The sequence below is a fragment of the Mycobacterium sp. GA-2829 genome, assembly GCF_001499965.1.
Classification (GTDB): domain Bacteria; phylum Actinomycetota; class Actinomycetes; order Mycobacteriales; family Mycobacteriaceae; genus Mycobacterium.
In genome coordinates this window covers 25,573-41,392 of record NZ_LQIT01000036.1, presented here as the reverse complement: position 1 = coordinate 41,392, position 15,820 = coordinate 25,573, and the positions used below count along the sequence as shown (strand labels likewise).

Annotated in this window: 14 protein-coding genes; 8 read left to right on the top strand and 6 right to left on the bottom strand. The window is 68.7% G+C overall.

Annotated features, from left to right (window positions below):
• Positions 1 to 1,548 carry an aldehyde dehydrogenase family protein gene (locus tag AU194_RS21070; RefSeq protein WP_059091212.1) on the bottom strand — a complete coding sequence of 516 codons (1,548 nt, stop codon included), beginning with the start codon at positions 1,546 to 1,548 and terminating at the stop codon, positions 1 to 3.
• Entirely contained in the window at positions 1,545 to 2,825 is a 1,281-nt protein-coding gene (locus AU194_RS21065; RefSeq protein WP_059091211.1) for an aspartate aminotransferase family protein, read from the bottom strand. Before AU194_RS21065 ends, AU194_RS21070 begins: the two co-directional genes overlap by 4 nt.
• Positions 2,826 to 2,976: 151 nt before the next feature.
• On the opposite strand from AU194_RS21065, the gene AU194_RS21060 reads away from it, so the two are divergent.
• Complete coding sequence (locus AU194_RS21060) at positions 2,977 to 4,509, top strand: APC family permease (protein ID WP_059091210.1); 1,533 nt, start codon at positions 2,977 to 2,979, stop codon at positions 4,507 to 4,509.
• Here the strand turns inward: AU194_RS21060 and AU194_RS21055 are convergent.
• Together AU194_RS21055 and AU194_RS21050 are read right to left on the bottom strand one after the other, a co-directional pair.
• Positions 4,506 to 5,426, bottom strand: coding sequence for an alpha/beta hydrolase (locus AU194_RS21055; protein ID WP_059091209.1), 921 nt, complete (start codon positions 5,424 to 5,426; stop codon positions 4,506 to 4,508). The genes AU194_RS21060 and AU194_RS21055 overlap by 4 nt on opposite strands.
• A 107-nt stretch (positions 5,427 to 5,533) precedes the next feature.
• Positions 5,534 to 7,699 (bottom strand): acyl-CoA dehydrogenase, encoded by a 2,166-nt coding sequence (locus AU194_RS21050; protein WP_059091208.1) that lies wholly within the window; start codon positions 7,697 to 7,699, stop codon positions 5,534 to 5,536.
• A 163-nt stretch (positions 7,700 to 7,862) separates the two neighbouring features.
• On the opposite strand from AU194_RS21050, the gene AU194_RS21045 reads away from it, so the two are divergent.
• Both AU194_RS21045 and AU194_RS21040 read left to right on the top strand, forming a co-directional pair.
• Complete coding sequence (locus AU194_RS21045; protein ID WP_059091207.1) at positions 7,863 to 9,086, top strand: alpha/beta hydrolase; 1,224 nt, start codon at positions 7,863 to 7,865, stop codon at positions 9,084 to 9,086.
• A gap of 28 nt (positions 9,087 to 9,114) precedes the next feature.
• Complete coding sequence (locus AU194_RS21040) at positions 9,115 to 10,533, top strand: wax ester/triacylglycerol synthase family O-acyltransferase (protein WP_059091206.1); 1,419 nt, start codon at positions 9,115 to 9,117, stop codon at positions 10,531 to 10,533.
• Here AU194_RS21040 and AU194_RS21035 read toward each other — a convergent pair.
• Positions 10,530 to 11,765 carry an alpha/beta hydrolase gene (locus AU194_RS21035; RefSeq protein WP_059091205.1) on the bottom strand — a complete coding sequence of 412 codons (1,236 nt, stop codon included), beginning with the start codon at positions 11,763 to 11,765 and terminating at the stop codon, positions 10,530 to 10,532. The two genes, AU194_RS21040 and AU194_RS21035, sit on opposite strands and share 4 nt — an antisense overlap.
• Positions 11,766 to 11,835: 70 nt before the next feature.
• Complete coding sequence (locus AU194_RS21030; protein ID WP_059091239.1) at positions 11,836 to 12,579, bottom strand: lysophospholipid acyltransferase family protein; 744 nt, start codon at positions 12,577 to 12,579, stop codon at positions 11,836 to 11,838.
• A 167-nt stretch (positions 12,580 to 12,746) separates the two neighbouring features.
• Here AU194_RS21030 and AU194_RS21025 point away from each other — a divergent pair, with 167 nt between their 5' ends.
• From AU194_RS21025 to AU194_RS21005, 5 genes are all read left to right on the top strand, one after another.
• A complete protein-coding gene (locus tag AU194_RS21025; RefSeq protein WP_059091204.1) occupies positions 12,747 to 13,082 on the top strand; it encodes a hypothetical protein in 336 nt (111 codons plus the stop codon).
• Between the two features lie 105 nt (positions 13,083 to 13,187).
• A complete protein-coding gene (locus tag AU194_RS21020) occupies positions 13,188 to 14,129 on the top strand; it encodes a hypothetical protein (protein WP_059091203.1) in 942 nt (313 codons plus the stop codon).
• Between the two features lie 30 nt (positions 14,130 to 14,159).
• On the top strand, positions 14,160 to 14,939 hold the full coding sequence (locus AU194_RS21015) for a crotonase/enoyl-CoA hydratase family protein (protein ID WP_369804182.1): 780 nt from the start codon (positions 14,160 to 14,162) through the stop codon (positions 14,937 to 14,939).
• Positions 14,924 to 15,538, top strand: coding sequence for a hypothetical protein (locus tag AU194_RS21010; protein WP_231743514.1), 615 nt, complete (start codon positions 14,924 to 14,926; stop codon positions 15,536 to 15,538). Before AU194_RS21015 ends, AU194_RS21010 begins: the two co-directional genes overlap by 16 nt.
• Positions 15,539 to 15,577: 39 nt before the next feature.
• Positions 15,578 to 15,820: a hypothetical protein gene (locus AU194_RS21005; protein WP_059091201.1), complete on the top strand. Its 243-nt coding sequence runs from the start codon at positions 15,578 to 15,580 to the stop codon at positions 15,818 to 15,820.

The window sequence follows — 15,820 nt, the reverse complement described above, 5'->3', positions numbered from 1 at the left end:
CTACCTCTTGATCAGTTGTGCGAGTTCTTCGACGACCAGCGCCCGCAGTTCGGCCCGTAGCGCCTCGATGCTCGGGTCTGCCGGGCGGCGGGCCGGTGCGGCGCCACGAGGCGCCGGGACGGCCGGGGTGTCGCGATCGTTGGAGGCCCGGGGATATTCGGGCACCGGGCCCGCCGGTGAGCGCCACGGGTCGAGGCCCGCGAAGTTCGGCATGGCCACCCCGGGCGCGCTGTTGTAGGCGATGCGAGCCCAGTTCATGAGGTTGTCGGGGCGCAGGTTCTCGCCGATGGAGCTTCGGCCGACGAATCCGGTGCCGATCGTCATCGACGGCGCCAGGTTGGTCTCCAGCCCAGAGCTGCCGGTGCTGTTGCCGACGTTGACCGACACCCGCAGCACCGGGACCTGGGTGGCGAATTCGGTGATGGCGGCCGGGTTTTCGCTGTGGATGGCGGCGGAGTGGCCTGCGCCGCCGATCCGCACCACCGCGCGGGCGGCGCGGACACCGCGCGACGCGTCGGGCACGGTGGTCATACCGATGACGGGGGAGAGCTTCTCGTGAGCGAGCATCTCCTCGCTGATCACCTGGTCGAACGGTGCGACGAGCACGCGGGTCTTCGGTGTCACCCGGATTCCGGCCTGCGCGGCGATCCACGCCGCGTCCCGGCCGACGACGTCGGTGTTGAGGTGGCCGTCGGCGAACATGTACGCACGCAGGCGGTCGGTGGCGTCCGCGTCGAGGATGTGGGCGCCTGCCCGGGTCAGGGCCGAGCGCAGCGAGTCGGCGATCGACTCCTCGGCGATCAGCACCGATTCGTTGGTGCACAGCACCGAGTTGTCGAACGCCTTGCTGTCGACGATGCGTTTGGCGGCCGCGGTGACGTCGGCGCTGGCGTCGACGAGGACGGGCACGTTGCCGGGGCCGACCCCGAGTGCAGGGGTGCCCGAGGAGTAGGCCGCGCGCACCACGCCGGTGCCGCCGGTGGCGACGATGACGTCGGTGCGTTCGTCGGCCATCAACGCCTCGACGAGCGGGATCGACGGTTCCTCGACGACCTGCACGATGCCGTCGGGTGCACCGGCGGCCACGGCGGCCTCGGCGAGCAGCTGCGCGGCCTCGGCCGAGCACCGCTTGGCCCGCGGATGGGGCGCCACCACAACGGCATTGCGCGTCATGAGCGCGAGCAACACCTTGAAGTACACCGTCGAGACGGGGTTGGTGGTCGGGGTCAGGGCGAGGACGACGCCGGCGGGGCGGGGGATCTCGACGATCTTGTTGACCGCGTCGACCCGCGGGGAGACGAAGTCCTGGCCGCGGTAGTAGTCGAGGATGCCGCGCGAGCAGGCCTGGTTCTTGACCACCTTGTCGGCGACCACACCCATCCCGGTCTCGGCGACGGCGTCGGCGGCGAACCGTTCGGCGGCGCCGTAGGCGGCGTCGGCCACCGCGGTCGTGATCGCCTCGACGGCGGCCTGGTCGTAGTCGGCGTAAGCACGGGCCGCCCAGCGGGCGCGTTCGAGCATGTGGCCGGCGGAGGGAAACTCGCTCATGCCCGTCGTCCCTTCCTTGCCGTGGTCATCGCCCGGCCCACCGCGACCTCCAGTCGGTCCAGCACGTCCTCACACAGATCGCGACCGAGCAGCAGACCCGGTTTGAACTGCAGCACACGGGGATCGAGCGTGGAGAAGATCGCCCACACCCCGTTCTCGTAGAGCTCGCGCATCACGAACTTGGCGCCTTCGGGGTGGTCGAACTCCAACCCGATCACCACACCGTTCTGCCGGATGCCGATGAACCAGTCCGGGTAGTCGGCCTGGATGCGGCGCAGTCCGGTGTCGAAGATGTCGGCGATGTAGTGCACCATCGACCGCACCTCGGGCCGGGTGGTGATCTCGAGGGTCTTGATCGCTGCGACACAACCCAATTCGGCGCCGCCGAAGGTGGAGATGTGGGCGAAGCCGTCCTGGTCGAGCCATTGGGCGGCCCGCTCGCCGAGCAGTGCGGCGGTGATCGGGTAGACGCCGCCGGACAGTCCCTTGCCGGTGACCAGGATGTCCGGATCGATGCCGTGTTTGGTGATGGCCCACAGCTCCCCGGTGCGCATCAGCCCGGTCTGCACCTCGTCGGCGATGTAGAGCGACCCGTATTTCTGGGTCAGCGCGTAGACCGCCTCGAGGTAACCCGGTGGGGGAAGCGGGAATCCGTACGTCGCAGGGATCGTCTCCATGATGACCGCGGCGACGTCGTTGCCCGACAGCGCCTGCTCCATCGCCGCGACGTCACCGAACGGCACCTGGATGAACTCGTCGGGCCGGTCGGAGAGGAAGAGTTTGGCGAACCGCTCGTCGCCGGTCGCGACGGCCAAGCCGGTGTGGCCGTGGTAGGCCTTGATGATCGAGACGATCTTGCGGCGGCCGGTGGCGTGGCGGGCGCTCTTGAGCGCGATGTCGATCGCCTCACCGCCGCCGGATCCGAACGCCACCTTGCTGATCGAGTCGGGCGCGGTCTCCACCAGCCGCTGGGCGAGCGCGGTGCGGGCCACCGACGGGAAGTGGTGGTTACCGACGTCGAAGATCTCCATGCCCTGCGAAACCGCTTGCATCACCTCGGGATTGCGGTGGCCGAGGTTGTAGGTGCCGCCGTTGAGGTGCATGTCGATGAGCCGGCGACCGCCCATGTCCCACAGGAAGTAGTCCTCCCTGCGGTCGATGACCAGATCGACGCCGGCGTCGGTCCAGAACTGGGTCTTGTCCGGATTCCAGAACGCCTTCGCCCGGTCCAGCACCTGAGTCTTGGACTCGAACGAGAACGTGCCGTAGTCGTACACGCCGCCAACCGTAAAAGGTCGCAACCATTTATGTCAATGGTTCAAGGTTCCTATTGCGAGGACCTATTGGTAGTGCCAATATACGTAGCGGTCCCGATGTGGTTCAGGCCACACAGGCCTCCCCTTGGCAAGCATGGAAGGCATCCCGTATATGGCGGATCAAGCCGTAACCCCAGAGAAAACCCCAGCTCAAAGCGTCCAGCGCCTCAAGCGCAACGCCGTGGGCACCATCGGCGTGATCTTCATGGCGGTAGCCACCGCCGCGCCGATCACCGCAATGGTAGGCAACGTTCCGATCGCCGTCGGCTTCGGAAACGGTTCCCACGCTCCGGCCGGCTACCTCGTCGCGACCATCGTGCTCGGCCTGTTCGCGATCGGTTACGCGACCATGGCCAAGCACATCACCGCGACCGGTGCCTTCTACGGCTACATCTCGCACGGGCTGGGCCGCGTCGTCGGAATGGCCAGCGGCCTGCTCATCACGATGGCCTACATCGTGTTCGAGGCGTCGCTGATCGGCATCTTCGCGTTCTTCTTCAAGAACTTCATGTCCTCGCAGTTCGGCATCGACATCCACTGGCTGCTCCCGGCCCTGCTGATGTTGGCGCTCAACGCGATCCTGACCTACTTCGACGTCAACCTCACCGCCAAGGTGCTCGGCGTCTTCCTGATCACCGAGATCGTCATGCTCGCCCTCGGGGCGCTGGCCGTCCTGGTCAAGGGCGGCGGCCCCGAAGGCTTCGCCGTCTCCGAGACGCTGAACCCGATCGGCGCGTTCACCCCGGCCGCGATCGCCGGTGCCAGCGCCGGCCTCGGTCTGTTCTTCGCCTTCTGGTCGTGGGTCGGTTTCGAATCGACCGCGATGTACGGCGAGGAGTCCAAGGATCCGAAGCGAATCATCCCGCGTGCCACGATGATCGCGGTGCTGGGTGTGGGTCTGTTCTACGTGTTCGTGTCGTGGATGGCGATCGCGGGCACGGGTCCGCAGAAGTCGCTGGAACTCGCGCAGGATGCGGACACGTCGTCGGAGATCTTCTTCGGCCCTGTTCGTGACACTTACGGCAGCTGGGCGATCACGCTCTTCAACATCCTGCTCGTCACCGGTTCGTTCGCCTGCGGTATGGCCTTCCACAACTGCGCGTCGCGTTACCTCTACGCCCTCGGGCGTGAGGGCCTGTCGACGGGTCTGCAGAAGACCCTGGGCGCCACCCACCACAAGCACGGGTCGCCGTACATCGCGTCGTTCGTGCAGAGCGGTATCGCGCTCGTGCTGGTGCTGGCGTTCTTCGCCGCGGGGATGGACCCCTACGTGCACATGTACACGCTGCTGGCGATCCTGGGCACCATGGCCATCATGATCGTGCAGTCGCTGTGCGCGTTCTCGGTGATCGCCTACTTCCACTTCCACAAGAATCATCCGTCGAGCGCGCACTGGTTCAAGACGTTCCTGGCACCGCTGCTCGGTGGCCTCGGCATGCTCTACGTCGTGTACCTGCTGTGGGAGCACAAGGAGTCGGCGGCCGGAACCGCCTCGGGCACGCTGCTGTTCAAGATGACGCCGTGGATCGTGGTGACCGTGTTCGTTGTCGGCGCGGCGCTCGCTACGTACTTCAAGTTCCGCGACGCCCGGCGCTACGAGATGATCGGCCGAATCGTCTACGAGGACAGCGAAGTCCGCGACTAGCGGTCGGCGACCAACTCGTCGGTGAAGGCCTGCCGGAGGGTGTCGCACTGGCTTCGGAAGAATGCCCGCGACACGTCCGCCTTCGGCAGGACTCCATCGAATCCGTGGAAGGCGCCCTGGACCACCTCGACCCGGCACGGCACGCCGGCGGCCTCGAGTCGCTCGGCGTACGCCAGGTCCTCGTCGTGGAACAGGTCCAGGGTGCCGACCCCGACCCACGCCGGCGGCAGGCCGGCGAGATCCTTTCGGCGGGCAGGCACCGCCTCGTCGGGGTCGGCGTCGCCGAGGTAGGCCGACCAGCCGAAGCGATTGCTGGCCTGATTCCACAGCCGGTGGCCCGGATTGTCCAGATCGCGCCGCTCGACGGTGCGGTCATCGACCATCGGATACACCAAAAGCTGTGCCACCGGGTCGATTTCAGCGCGGTCGCGGGTGAGCAGCGCCAGCGACGCCGCCAGCCCGCCGCCGGCACTCGCACCGCCGATCGCCACCCGGTCGGCATCCACCGACGGCAGCGCGGCCAACCACGTCAGCGCGGCGTAGCAGTCCTCCACCGGCGTGGGGTAGGGATGTTCGGGTGCGAGCCGGTAATCCACTGAGGCGACGGTGATCCCGAGTTCCCGGCTGAACCGCCGGCACAGCTCGTCGTCCTGGGCCGCGGTGCCGATGACGTAGCCGCCGCCGTGGATCCACAGCAGCGCGGGCGCGGGCACCGGCACCCCCGCCGGGCGGAACAGCCGCACCCGCACCCCGGAGTTGAGCGTGAGCTCCTCGACGTCGCGTGGCTTCTGCTTACCCGCCAGCCGGGTGACCATCCGGATGATCGGCAGCGTCACCGGCGTGACGACCTGACGCGGCATGTAGCGGGCGGCCTTGCGCAGGTCCGGGTGGAATTCGGCGGTGCTCGTGTTCGGCATCTGATCAGTAATACCCGACGCAAGCATCCCCCAACGTTGACTTTGCGTCCACGGCGTTGCCCACTCGCACTTTCACGCCCTGTACGCAGAGTCAACGAAGAGGGGGGTCACTTCAGCAGCGGGTCGCGCGGCAGTCCCAGGATCCGCTCGGCGATCGTGTTGCGCGTGATCTCCGAGGTGCCGCCCGCGATCGTCATTGCCCGGTTGCCGAGATACGCCCGGGTCAGCGTCGGCATGCCCCCGGTCACGGCGGCGGCCCCGGCCAGGTCCATGCCCAGTTCGGTCTGCCGCTGACACTGTTCGGCGACCAGCAGCTTGGTGACGTTGCCCTCGGGGCCCGGCTCCGCCCCGGCGATGGCCCGGCTGGCGCGACGCAGGTTGAGCAGCCGCAGCGTATGCGCCTCGGCGAGGACCGCCCCGGCCCGTCGCACGTGGGCCGCGGCCACGTCCGGCGGGGCGCTGTCGAGCAGGGCGATCATCTCGTCGGCCGAGAACCCCGTCGGCGCACCCGAGCCCCCGCCGATCGAGATCCGCTCGTTGCCCAGGGTGGCGCGCGCGACCAGCCAGCCGCGGTTGACGTCGCCCACCACATCGGCGTCCGGGACGAAGACGTCATCGAAGAACACCTCGTTGAAATGCGAGTCACCGGTGAGCCCGCGCAACGGGTTCACCGTCACCCCTTCGGCCGACATGTCGATCGCCATCATCGTCACGCCGGCGTGCTTGGGTGCGTCGGGATCGGTGCGCACCGTCGCCAGCCCCCACTGGCACGTGTGCGCCAGGCTCGTCCACACCTTCTGACCGGTTATCCGCCAGCCGCCCTCGACCCGTTTGGCCGCGGTGCGCACGGCGGCCGCATCGGATCCCGCGCCGGGTTCGGAGAACAGCTGGCACCACATCACCTCCCCGCGCAGCACCGGCTCCACCCACCGTTCGCGCTGTTCATCGGTGCCGGCCTGGGCGATCGTCAGTGTCACCCAGCCGGTGATCCCCATGTCGGGGATGTCGACGTCGCGGAACTCCTCCTCGATCACGAGTTGCTCCAGCGGTCCGGCCGCCCGACCCCAGGGCTTCGGCCAGTGCGGGACGAGATACCCCGAGTCGACGAGGAAGTCGCGGCGTCGCTCGGCGGGCAACTCCTGCCACCGGGCGGCGGCCTCCCGCGCCGCGGTGCGGTACACGTCGGCCTCGTCGGGGAGCGCGAACGTCGCACCGCGGGCCCGGCCTGTGCGCTGGGCGTCGACGATGTCGACCAGCGGATCGGTGCGGCCACCGAGCATTGCTGCCAGTGACCGTGCCCGCCGCAGATACAGATGCGCGTCGTGCTCCCACGTGAACGCGATGCCGCCGTGTAGCTGAATGTTGTTCTGCGCCAGGAAAACCGCGGAACGGATGGCGTGCGAGGCCGCGACCGCGGCGGGGAACCACGCGCTGTCGAGGTCGTCGGCGCGGGCGGCGTCCCACACCGCCGCGGTGGTCTGCTCGGCGTCGACGAGCATGTTGGCCGCGTGGTGTTTGACCGCCTGGAACGTGCCGATGGTGCGGCCGAACTGCTCGCGCACCTTCGCGTACTCGACCGCCATGTCCAGACACGCCCAGCCGACGCCTGCCGCCTCGGCCGCCCCGAGGATGCGCCACACCGTCTCGGCCTGCCGCGCCGCACCCGGCAACACCCGGTCCTCGGGCACCCGCACACCCCGCACGGTGACCGCCCCGACGCTGCGGGTCGTGTCGACGCCCTCGAGCTGGGTCACCGTCACCCCGGGGTCGGCCGCGTCGAACACCACGACGTCGTCGCCCGCGACGAGCAGCAGCAGCGCCGCGTCCGGTGCGCCGAGCACCGCGGGAGATTCCCCGCTCACCACACCGCCGTCGAACGTCAGGGTGCCGGCGACCCCCAGTGCGGCGACGGTGTCACCGCAGGCCAACCCTGGTAGCGCCCGGACACGGACGTCGTCCCCACCACACCGGTCGAGGACGGCGGCGGCGGCCACCGACGGCAGGAACGGCCCCGGCGTGAGGTCACGGCCCAGCGCCTCCAGCACGACCGTCAACTCCGACAGCCCGAAACCGGCCCCACCGAACCGTTCGGACACCGCCAGGCCATGCCACCCCAGGTCGGCGGCGGCCCGCCACAGGTCCGACGGGTGCGTCGGCGCGCCGTCGAGCGTGGCGCGGGCGGCCGCCCGCGATCCCGACCGGTCCAGCTGTCCGAAAGCGGACTCGGCGAGCGCCGTGTGGTCTTCGGTGATGGCCAAAGCGGATTTGCGCACAAGCAATTTCCTTTGATTTGTCGACGGACGTTCCGGAGGAGCGACATGAAAAGAGCCGGTCAGCATGGGTGTGAGCGATGTTACAAAAATGCGCCCGAATCGAAGGGTAGACAAGTTCGCGATCTTGTCGTTTGGGAATTCGCCCCGGGGGTACAGTCGCGCCATGACGGTACGACCGGACACCCGGTACCCCGGTCCGACAATGTGGTCTCGCGCAAGGTGGTTGCTCAACGCCAAGCCCGCTGACCACATGCTCGCGATGAGTGTGGCGTCGGCTTCGCTACCGGTCGTCGGCAAGCACCTCGAACCCCTCGGCGCGCTGGCGGCGATGGGCGTGTGGGGCTATCGGCAGATTCCCGAACTGCTCTCGGCATCGGCGAAATCCTGGTTCGACCCGGGTAACGCCGAAGTTCGCCAGAAGGAGCGCGATCTGACCCACGAGGTCTCCGACCGCGCGCTGCGGGGGGTGGTTCCCCCGGCCGACCTGGCGATCGAGTGGCCGGCACCGGAGAAGGCGCCCCCGCTGTGGAAGGCGTTCGAACACCGTCGCAACGTCCACAAGTCCTCGGTCCGCTACGGTCCGCTGCCCTCGCAGCTGCTCGACGTGTGGCGGCCGAAGCGGCTGCCGACCGAACCCGCCCCGGTGCTGCTGTTCGTGCCCGGCGGTGCCTGGGTGCACGGCAGCCGGATGCTGCAGGGCTACGCGCTGATGTCGCACCTGGCCGAGATGGGCTGGGTCTGCCTGTCCATCGACTACCGGGTCGCGCCGCATCATCCGTGGCCCGCCCACATCGAGGACGTCAAGACCGCCATCGCGTGGGCCCGTGCCAACGTCGACAAATTCGGCGGGGACCGCAACTTCGTGGCCATCGCCGGCGCGTCGGCCGGCGGGCACCTCGCCGCGCTGGCCGGCTTGACCATCAACGATCCGGAGATGCAGTGCGGCCTGCCCGAGGGGTCGGACACCTCGGTCGACGCCGTGGTCGGCATCTACGGCCGGTACGACTGGGAGGACCGCTCGACCGCCGAGCGGGCCCGGTTCGTCGACTTCCTCGAACGCGTCGTGGTCAAGCGCAAGATCTCCCGGCATCCCGAACTGTTCCGGAAGGCCTCGCCGATGGCGCAGGTGCACTCCGAGGCGCCGCCCTTCCTGGTCATCCACGGCAGCGGGGACAGTGTGATCCCGGTCTGGCAGGCCCGCAGCTTCGTCGAGAAGCTCCGCGAGCGGTCCCGGTCGGTGGTCAGCTACATGGAACTGCCCGGCGCCGGACACGGATTCGACATGATCGACGGCGCCCGCACCGGGTCGATGGCCACCGCGATAGGGCTGTTCCTCAAGCAGATTCACAAGAACCGTAGCCTGGTCGGCGCGCGAGAGGTTATATAGACGCCTCCGGAACCGAGGGAGGCCAGAGGTGAAACGGCTCAGCGGCTGGGATGCGTTTCTGCTGTACAGCGAAACGCCCACCGTGCACATGCACACGCTCAAGCTGGCGGTGATCCAGCTCGACGATCTGGGTGGCCGCACGTTCGGTGTCGAGGAGTTCCGGCAGGTCATCCACGGCAGGCTCTACAAACTCGACCCGTTCCGCTACGAGCTGGTCGACATCCCGTTCAAGTTCCACCACCCCATGTGGCGGGAGAACTGCGAGGTCGACCTCGAGTACCACATCCGGCCCTACCGGGTCGAAAGTCCCGGCGGCCGTAGGGAACTCGACGAGGCGGTCGGCCGTATCGCCAGCACCCCGCTGGACCGCAGCAGGCCGCTGTGGGAGATGTACTTCATCGAAGGCCTGGCCGACGGCAAGATCGCCGTCCTCGGCAAGATCCACCACGCGCTGGCCGACGGTATCGCCTCGGCGAACCTCATGGCCCGCGGCATGGATCTGCAACCGGGCCCCCAGCACGACCGGGACTCGTACGCCACCGACCCTGCGCCCAGCCGCGGTGAGTTGGTCCGCACCGCCTTCCGCGACCACCTGCGCCAGATCGGCAAACTGCCCGCCAACTGGCGCTACACCGCCCAAGGGCTGCAACGGGTTCGGCGCAGCAACCGCAAACTCTCCCCGGAGCTGACCCGGCCGTTCACCCCGCCGCCGTCGTTCATGAACCACCGGGTCGACGGGGTGCGCAAGTTCGCGACGGCCACCCTGGCGCTCGCCGACATCAAGCAGACCGCCAAGCATCTGGGCGTGACGCTCAACGATCTGGTGCTGGCGATCTCGGCCGGCGCGCTGCGAAAGTTGGCGCTGCACTACGACGGTCACGCCGAGCACCCCCTCCTGGCATCGGTGCCGGTCAGCTTCGACTTCAACCCCGAGCGCATCTCCGGCAACTACTTCACCGGTGTGCTGGTGTGCATCCCGGTCCACATCGCCGATCCGCTCGAGCGGGTGCAGGAATGCCACAAGGCCGCCGCATCGGCGAAGGAGAGCCACCACCTGATGGGGCCGGAACTGGTCAGCCGGTGGTCGTCGTACTTCCCGCCCGCACCGGCCGAGGCGCTGTTCCGCTGGCTGGCCAACAAGGACGGTCAGAACAAGGTGCTCAACCTGCCGATCTCCAATGTGCCGGGGCCGCGGGAACGGGGCCGGGTGGGCGGCGCGCTGGTCACCGAGATCTACTCCGTCGGACCGCTCACCACGGGCAGCGGCCTGAACATCACCGTCTGGAGTTACGTCGACCAGCTCAACATCTCGGTGCTCTCCGACGGCGCCACGCTCGAGGACCCCCACGAGCTGACCGACGCGATGGTCGAGGCGTTCGTCGAGATCCGTTCGGCCGCTGGGCTTTCCGAAGGCTTGACGGTGGTCGAGACCGCGATGGCGCCCTAGCCGGCGGGACCCTTGTCCTTGGCGTGCACCCAGGACAGGAACCGTTCGATCGCCTCGGCGGTGTAATGCCCGCGCGGTGAACCGAAGAAGTCGAACGCGTGCTGGGCGTGCGGGATCTCCGAATACGCCACCGGAGACGTGGACACCTTGCGGAGCTCCTCGACGAAGTCGCGGCCCTCCTGCACGGGGATGATCGAATCGTCAGCGCCGTGCAGGACGAAGAACGGTGGCGCGTCGGACCGGACCTTGGTGATGGGGGAGGCGTCGAGGTAATCGCGGCGGTTGCCGCGGAACGGCTTCTTGACCACGAACTTCTGCAGGAACGCGAGGAACTCCGGTCGGCCGTCGCCGTCGCCGGAGAACCAGTCGTAGCGCCCGTACACCGGGACCGCGGCCTTGACGGAGGTGTCGGCGTCGGCGAAACCGGGCTGCCACTGCGGTTCTTTCGGGGTGAGCGCGGCCAGCGCGGTCAGGTGACCACCGGCCGAACCGCCGGTGATCGCGACGAAATCGGGGTCGCCGCCGTAGTCGGCGATGTTCTCGCGGATCCATGCCAGCGCTCGTTTGACGTCGACGATGTGCGCGGGCCAGGTGTGGCGCGGGCTGATCCGGTAGCCGATCGACACGCAGATCCACCCGCGTTCGGCCATGTGGCTGAGCAGCGGATACGCCTGCGGGCGTCGCATCCCGATCGCCCACGCCCCGCCGGGCACCTGCAGCAGCACGGGAGCGCGACCGTCGCGGGGCAGGTCGCTGCGGCGCCAGATGTCGGCGGTGTTGGCCCGGTGCGGGCCGTACCGCACGGTGCTCTCCACGTACCGCCTGCGCGACCAACCGGTCCGGAACACCCCGCCGTGGCGGCGCGCCGGTTGGGACTGCGCGGCCACCGCCTTGTAGTCGTCTCCGAGCGCCTCGCGCAGCCCGGCCTGGAAGTACGGTTCGGCCTTGACGTTTCGGCGTTGGATGACCACCAGCAGCGCCCAGGTGAGCACCTTGAGCACCAGCGCGGCGCGGCCCGTGCGCGTCGTGAAATGCCCCAGCAGGGCACGACGGACGGTGTCGAGGACGGACCCGACGAGGTACAGCGGCGCCAGCTCGCTGGTGGGCCAGCCGAACGCGAACGTCGGGAGCGTCGGGTACCCCTTGCGCCCCAGCGGTGCAACGCCGTTGGCGGCGTTGACCAGTTCGGCGCTCGTCGCGAGCAGCGGTCTGGGTTTGAACTTTACCGGCACTTTGTGAATCGCCAACTTCCTTCGGGGTCCAGTCGCTCGGGAGTAGCCGCCGTGACCACGGTCGAAACGCTCAGCCCAGTACCGGGAAGCGGCGTTCGGCGGCGAGTTCGTCGAGCGCACGCTGCATGACGTGACGCACGTGGGCGTCCACCTCGTCGACGTCGGGGTCCTCGCCGAACTCGGCGACGATGTCGATGGGCTCGAGCACCCGGGTGACGATCTTGGTGGGCAGCGGCAAGTTGACCGGCAACACCGCCGACAGGCCGAACGGGAACCCGAACGAGATCGGCAGGATCTTGGCCCGCAGCAGCTTGTCCAGGCGGATGGTCTTGGCCAGCCATTCCCCGCGGCTGAGATAGAGCTGGCTCTCCTGGCCGCCGATCGAGACCGTCGGGACCAGCGGCACCCCGGCGTTGATGGCCGCGCGCACGTAGCCGGTGCGGCCGCCGAAATCGATCTTGCTCTCGGCCAGCGTCGGCCGGTACACGTCGTAGTCGCCGCCCGGGAACACGATCACCACACCGCCGGAGCGCAGCGCCTCGTCGGCGTTGTCGTGGTTGGCGCGGATGAACCCGGTCTTGGTGAAGAACTCCGCGGTCGGACCGGTCATCAGCAGGTCGTGCGACAGCGTGAAGACCGGCCGGTCGTAGCCGAACTCTTCATAGAACCCCGACGCGAAGACGGGGACGTCCATCGCGAACAGCCCACCGGAGTGGTTGGACACCACCAGCGCGCCGCCCGCGGCCGGGAAGTGTTCGAGGCCGCGCATCTCGGCGCGGTGGTAGGCCTTGAGGAGGGGCCGCAACACGCCCATGACACGTTCGGTGAAGGCGGGGTCCCACTTCGCGATGTCCGACGACGGCACGGCTCCCCCTCGGGGTGTCAAAATGTAACGTGTTCTAGTTTCGATGGTACCCAGCGTGCCGGCGCTTTCCCAACCGCGTGCGGTTACCGCACCCCCGCGGCGGGCACCCGTCTCGTATGGCTCAACACGACGATCTCCCGCTGCCCGACTACGACCAGACCCCGCTGTCGGATCTCCGGCACCGGATCCGGTCCCTCGACGAGACCCAGCTGCGGGTGCTGTTCGACCACGAAGAGGCCCACGGCAACCGCATCCCGGTGCTCGAGATCCTGCACGCGCGACTGAAGGAACTCCACGGCGGGGCCGAGCCGTCCGGTGGCGATCCGTCGAACGCCCCGGGCGTCACGCCCACTCCCCGTGGTTCGACCGTGCAGGAATCCACTGCGGCCGAGGCGAATACGCCGCTGCGCCACGGTGTCGCCAACCAGACGCCCTCGCGCGGCCGACCCTGATGAACACGTAAGAGACCCGTAAGCACTCCTTGCGTTTGCGCAGATTCCGCCGGGGAACCAACCGGGCACCAATCCCGTGCTCTGCACATTCCTCCAGGAGTGACAATGAAAGTCTCCGCCCGTTCCTACCTCATCGCCGGTGTGTCCCTCGCGAGTGCGGGCCTGATCGTCGGCGGGTCCAACACCCCGCTGCCCGAGACGTCCCGCGACGTGGCCGTCGCGCCGACGGCTGCGGTCGCCGGCATCGTGCCGCGGGTCGAGGCGCAGCCGGTACAGGCCCGCCCGGCGGGCGCCCCGGTCGAGGTGGCGGCCGTGCTCGCGCCGGCGCCCGAACCCGAGGTCTCCGCGCAGATCGCGCTCCCGGAGGTCGACGGACTCGATCCCGAGCCCGGCCGTCCGGGCGTCCAGCTCAGCCTGCTCACCGGCACCCCCAACTTCGGATACGGCAACGAGGGCCTGTTCAACGCGGGTGTGAACAACGACGGTGACTTCAACATCGGCGGCGACAACGACGGCACCGCGAACATCGGCACCGGCAACGTCGGCGATTTCAACATCGGCTACGACAACCGCGGCGACTTCAACATCGGCGGCGACAACGAGGGCGACTTCAACGTCGGCTTCGACAACCGCGGCGGGCAGCGGAACTTCGGCGCGGGCAACACCGGCTCCTACAACGTCGGGTTCTTCAACACCGGGGAGTTCAACTTCGGCGTCGGCAACACCGGGGTCGGCAACGTCGGGTTCTTCAACACCGGCGACTACACCGTCGGCGCGTTCAACGTGGGCATCCGCTACGCAGGCAGTCGGCCCGGCATCAGCACCGGGCGCACCGCCGAGGCCACCGTCGACGTCACCGCCGACACCGACAGCGACGACACCGCGACGCTGAGCCGGACCACGAAGAAGGCCGTCGACGACACGGACACGAAGGCCGACAAGAAGGACGACGAGAAAGTCGACAGCGGCGCAGACGGTAACGACAACAGTGCCGACAACGGTAACGCTGCCGACAAGAAGAAGTCCGAGGCAGGCAGCGACGACTGATCCGCGTTCGCGTGGGTTAGCATCACCCGCGTGAGCAACGAAGCCAGCACCGAAGACGTCGTCCTCGTCGAGCAGCGGGACCGTATCCTGGTCGTCACCATCAACCGGCCCAAGGCCAAGAACGCGGTCGACGCCGCGGTCAGCCGCGGACTCGCCGATGCGATGGACCGCCTCGACGGGGACGCCGGACTGTCGGTCGGCATCATCACCGGTGCCGGCGGCAGCTTCTGCGCCGGAATGGATCTCAAGGCGTTCGCCCGCGGCGAGCGCGTGGACATCGAAGGCCGCGGCCTCGGCTTCACCGAGCGCCCGCCGGCAAAACCGCTGATCGCCGCGGTCGAGGGCTACGCGCTCGCCGGGGGCACCGAACTGGCGCTGGCCACCGACCTGATCGTCGCCTCCCGCGAGTCGGCGTTCGGGATCCCTGAGGTCAAACGCGGTCTGGTCGCCGGTGGCGGCGGTCTGCTGCGGCTGCCGCAGCGCATCCCGTATGCGATCGCGATGGAACTGGCCCTGACCGGGGACAACCTGACCGCCGAACGCGCCCACGAACTCGGCCTGGTCAACGTGCTGGCCGAACCGGGCGGCGCGCTGGATGCGGCGCTCGAACTCGCAGGCCGGATCACCGCCAACGGCCCGCTCGCGGTGGCCGCGACGAAACGCATCATCGTCGAATCTCGCGGGTGGAGCCCCGAAGAACAGTTCGCCGAGCAGATGAAGATCCTGATGCCGGTCTTCGCCAGCAAGGACGCCAGGGAGGGGGCGGTCGCATTCGCCGAGAAACGCCCCCCACAGTGGACCGGCAGCTGAGACACGTCTTCACCGGCCACATCGCCGGTGTGGGGACCGCCGCCCGGGTACGCCTGGTCGTGGGCCACTGGCAGGACTCACCGTTCGGGTCCTTCACCGACGTGATGGTGCAGCAACCCGACGGCCGGCGTGTGCTGTTGGCGCCCGACGACGCGGTCGCCGACTTCGTCGCATCCACCTACCACTTCGACCGCGTCGAAACCGGCCCCGTCACAGCGACTCTCGACCCGGACAGGCTGACCGTGCGTACCGCGGTGCTGGACCTCGACGTCGGGCTCGGCGGCCCCGCACCGCTGGACCGGGTGCTGCGGCTGGTCCCCGCCCGGCTGGCCACCGCACCCCGGTGGCTGCGAGCGATCGATCCGGTGGCGTCGCGGCTCGTGCGGGGTGTGCACACCGCGGGCACCGCAGGCAACGGCCGCCGCGAGTACTACGGGGTGCGCCGCAGCAGGCTGATCGTCTCGGCAGCGGGTCGGTACCGCGGCACCGACCTGGGTGCGCTGCGTCCGCTGTCGCCCCCGGTGGCGTTCGGTTTCGCCTCGGCCCCGGCCCGACCACAGCTCGTCGCGGTCACCACCACCATCGACGACGCAGGCTGACGGGGTTTTCCACACGCCGGACGCGGGCACAGTGACGGCATGGAAACGGTGACTCGAGTGCGGCACGCCCAGCAGCGACTCCTCAAGGTGCAGCGACGGCTCTGGCTGGCGCAACTTGCGATGTGGCCGACGCTGATCGTCACCGGCGTCGCGGTGGTCGCGGGTGTGGTGCTGGTACTGCGGCGTCGCTCGGCGGGCGGCCGGCACGAAATGCCGGAGTCGCCCGGAGCGCACCGTGCCGAGACCGACGGGCAGGCCCCCGAAAGCGTTCCCCCGCAGTGA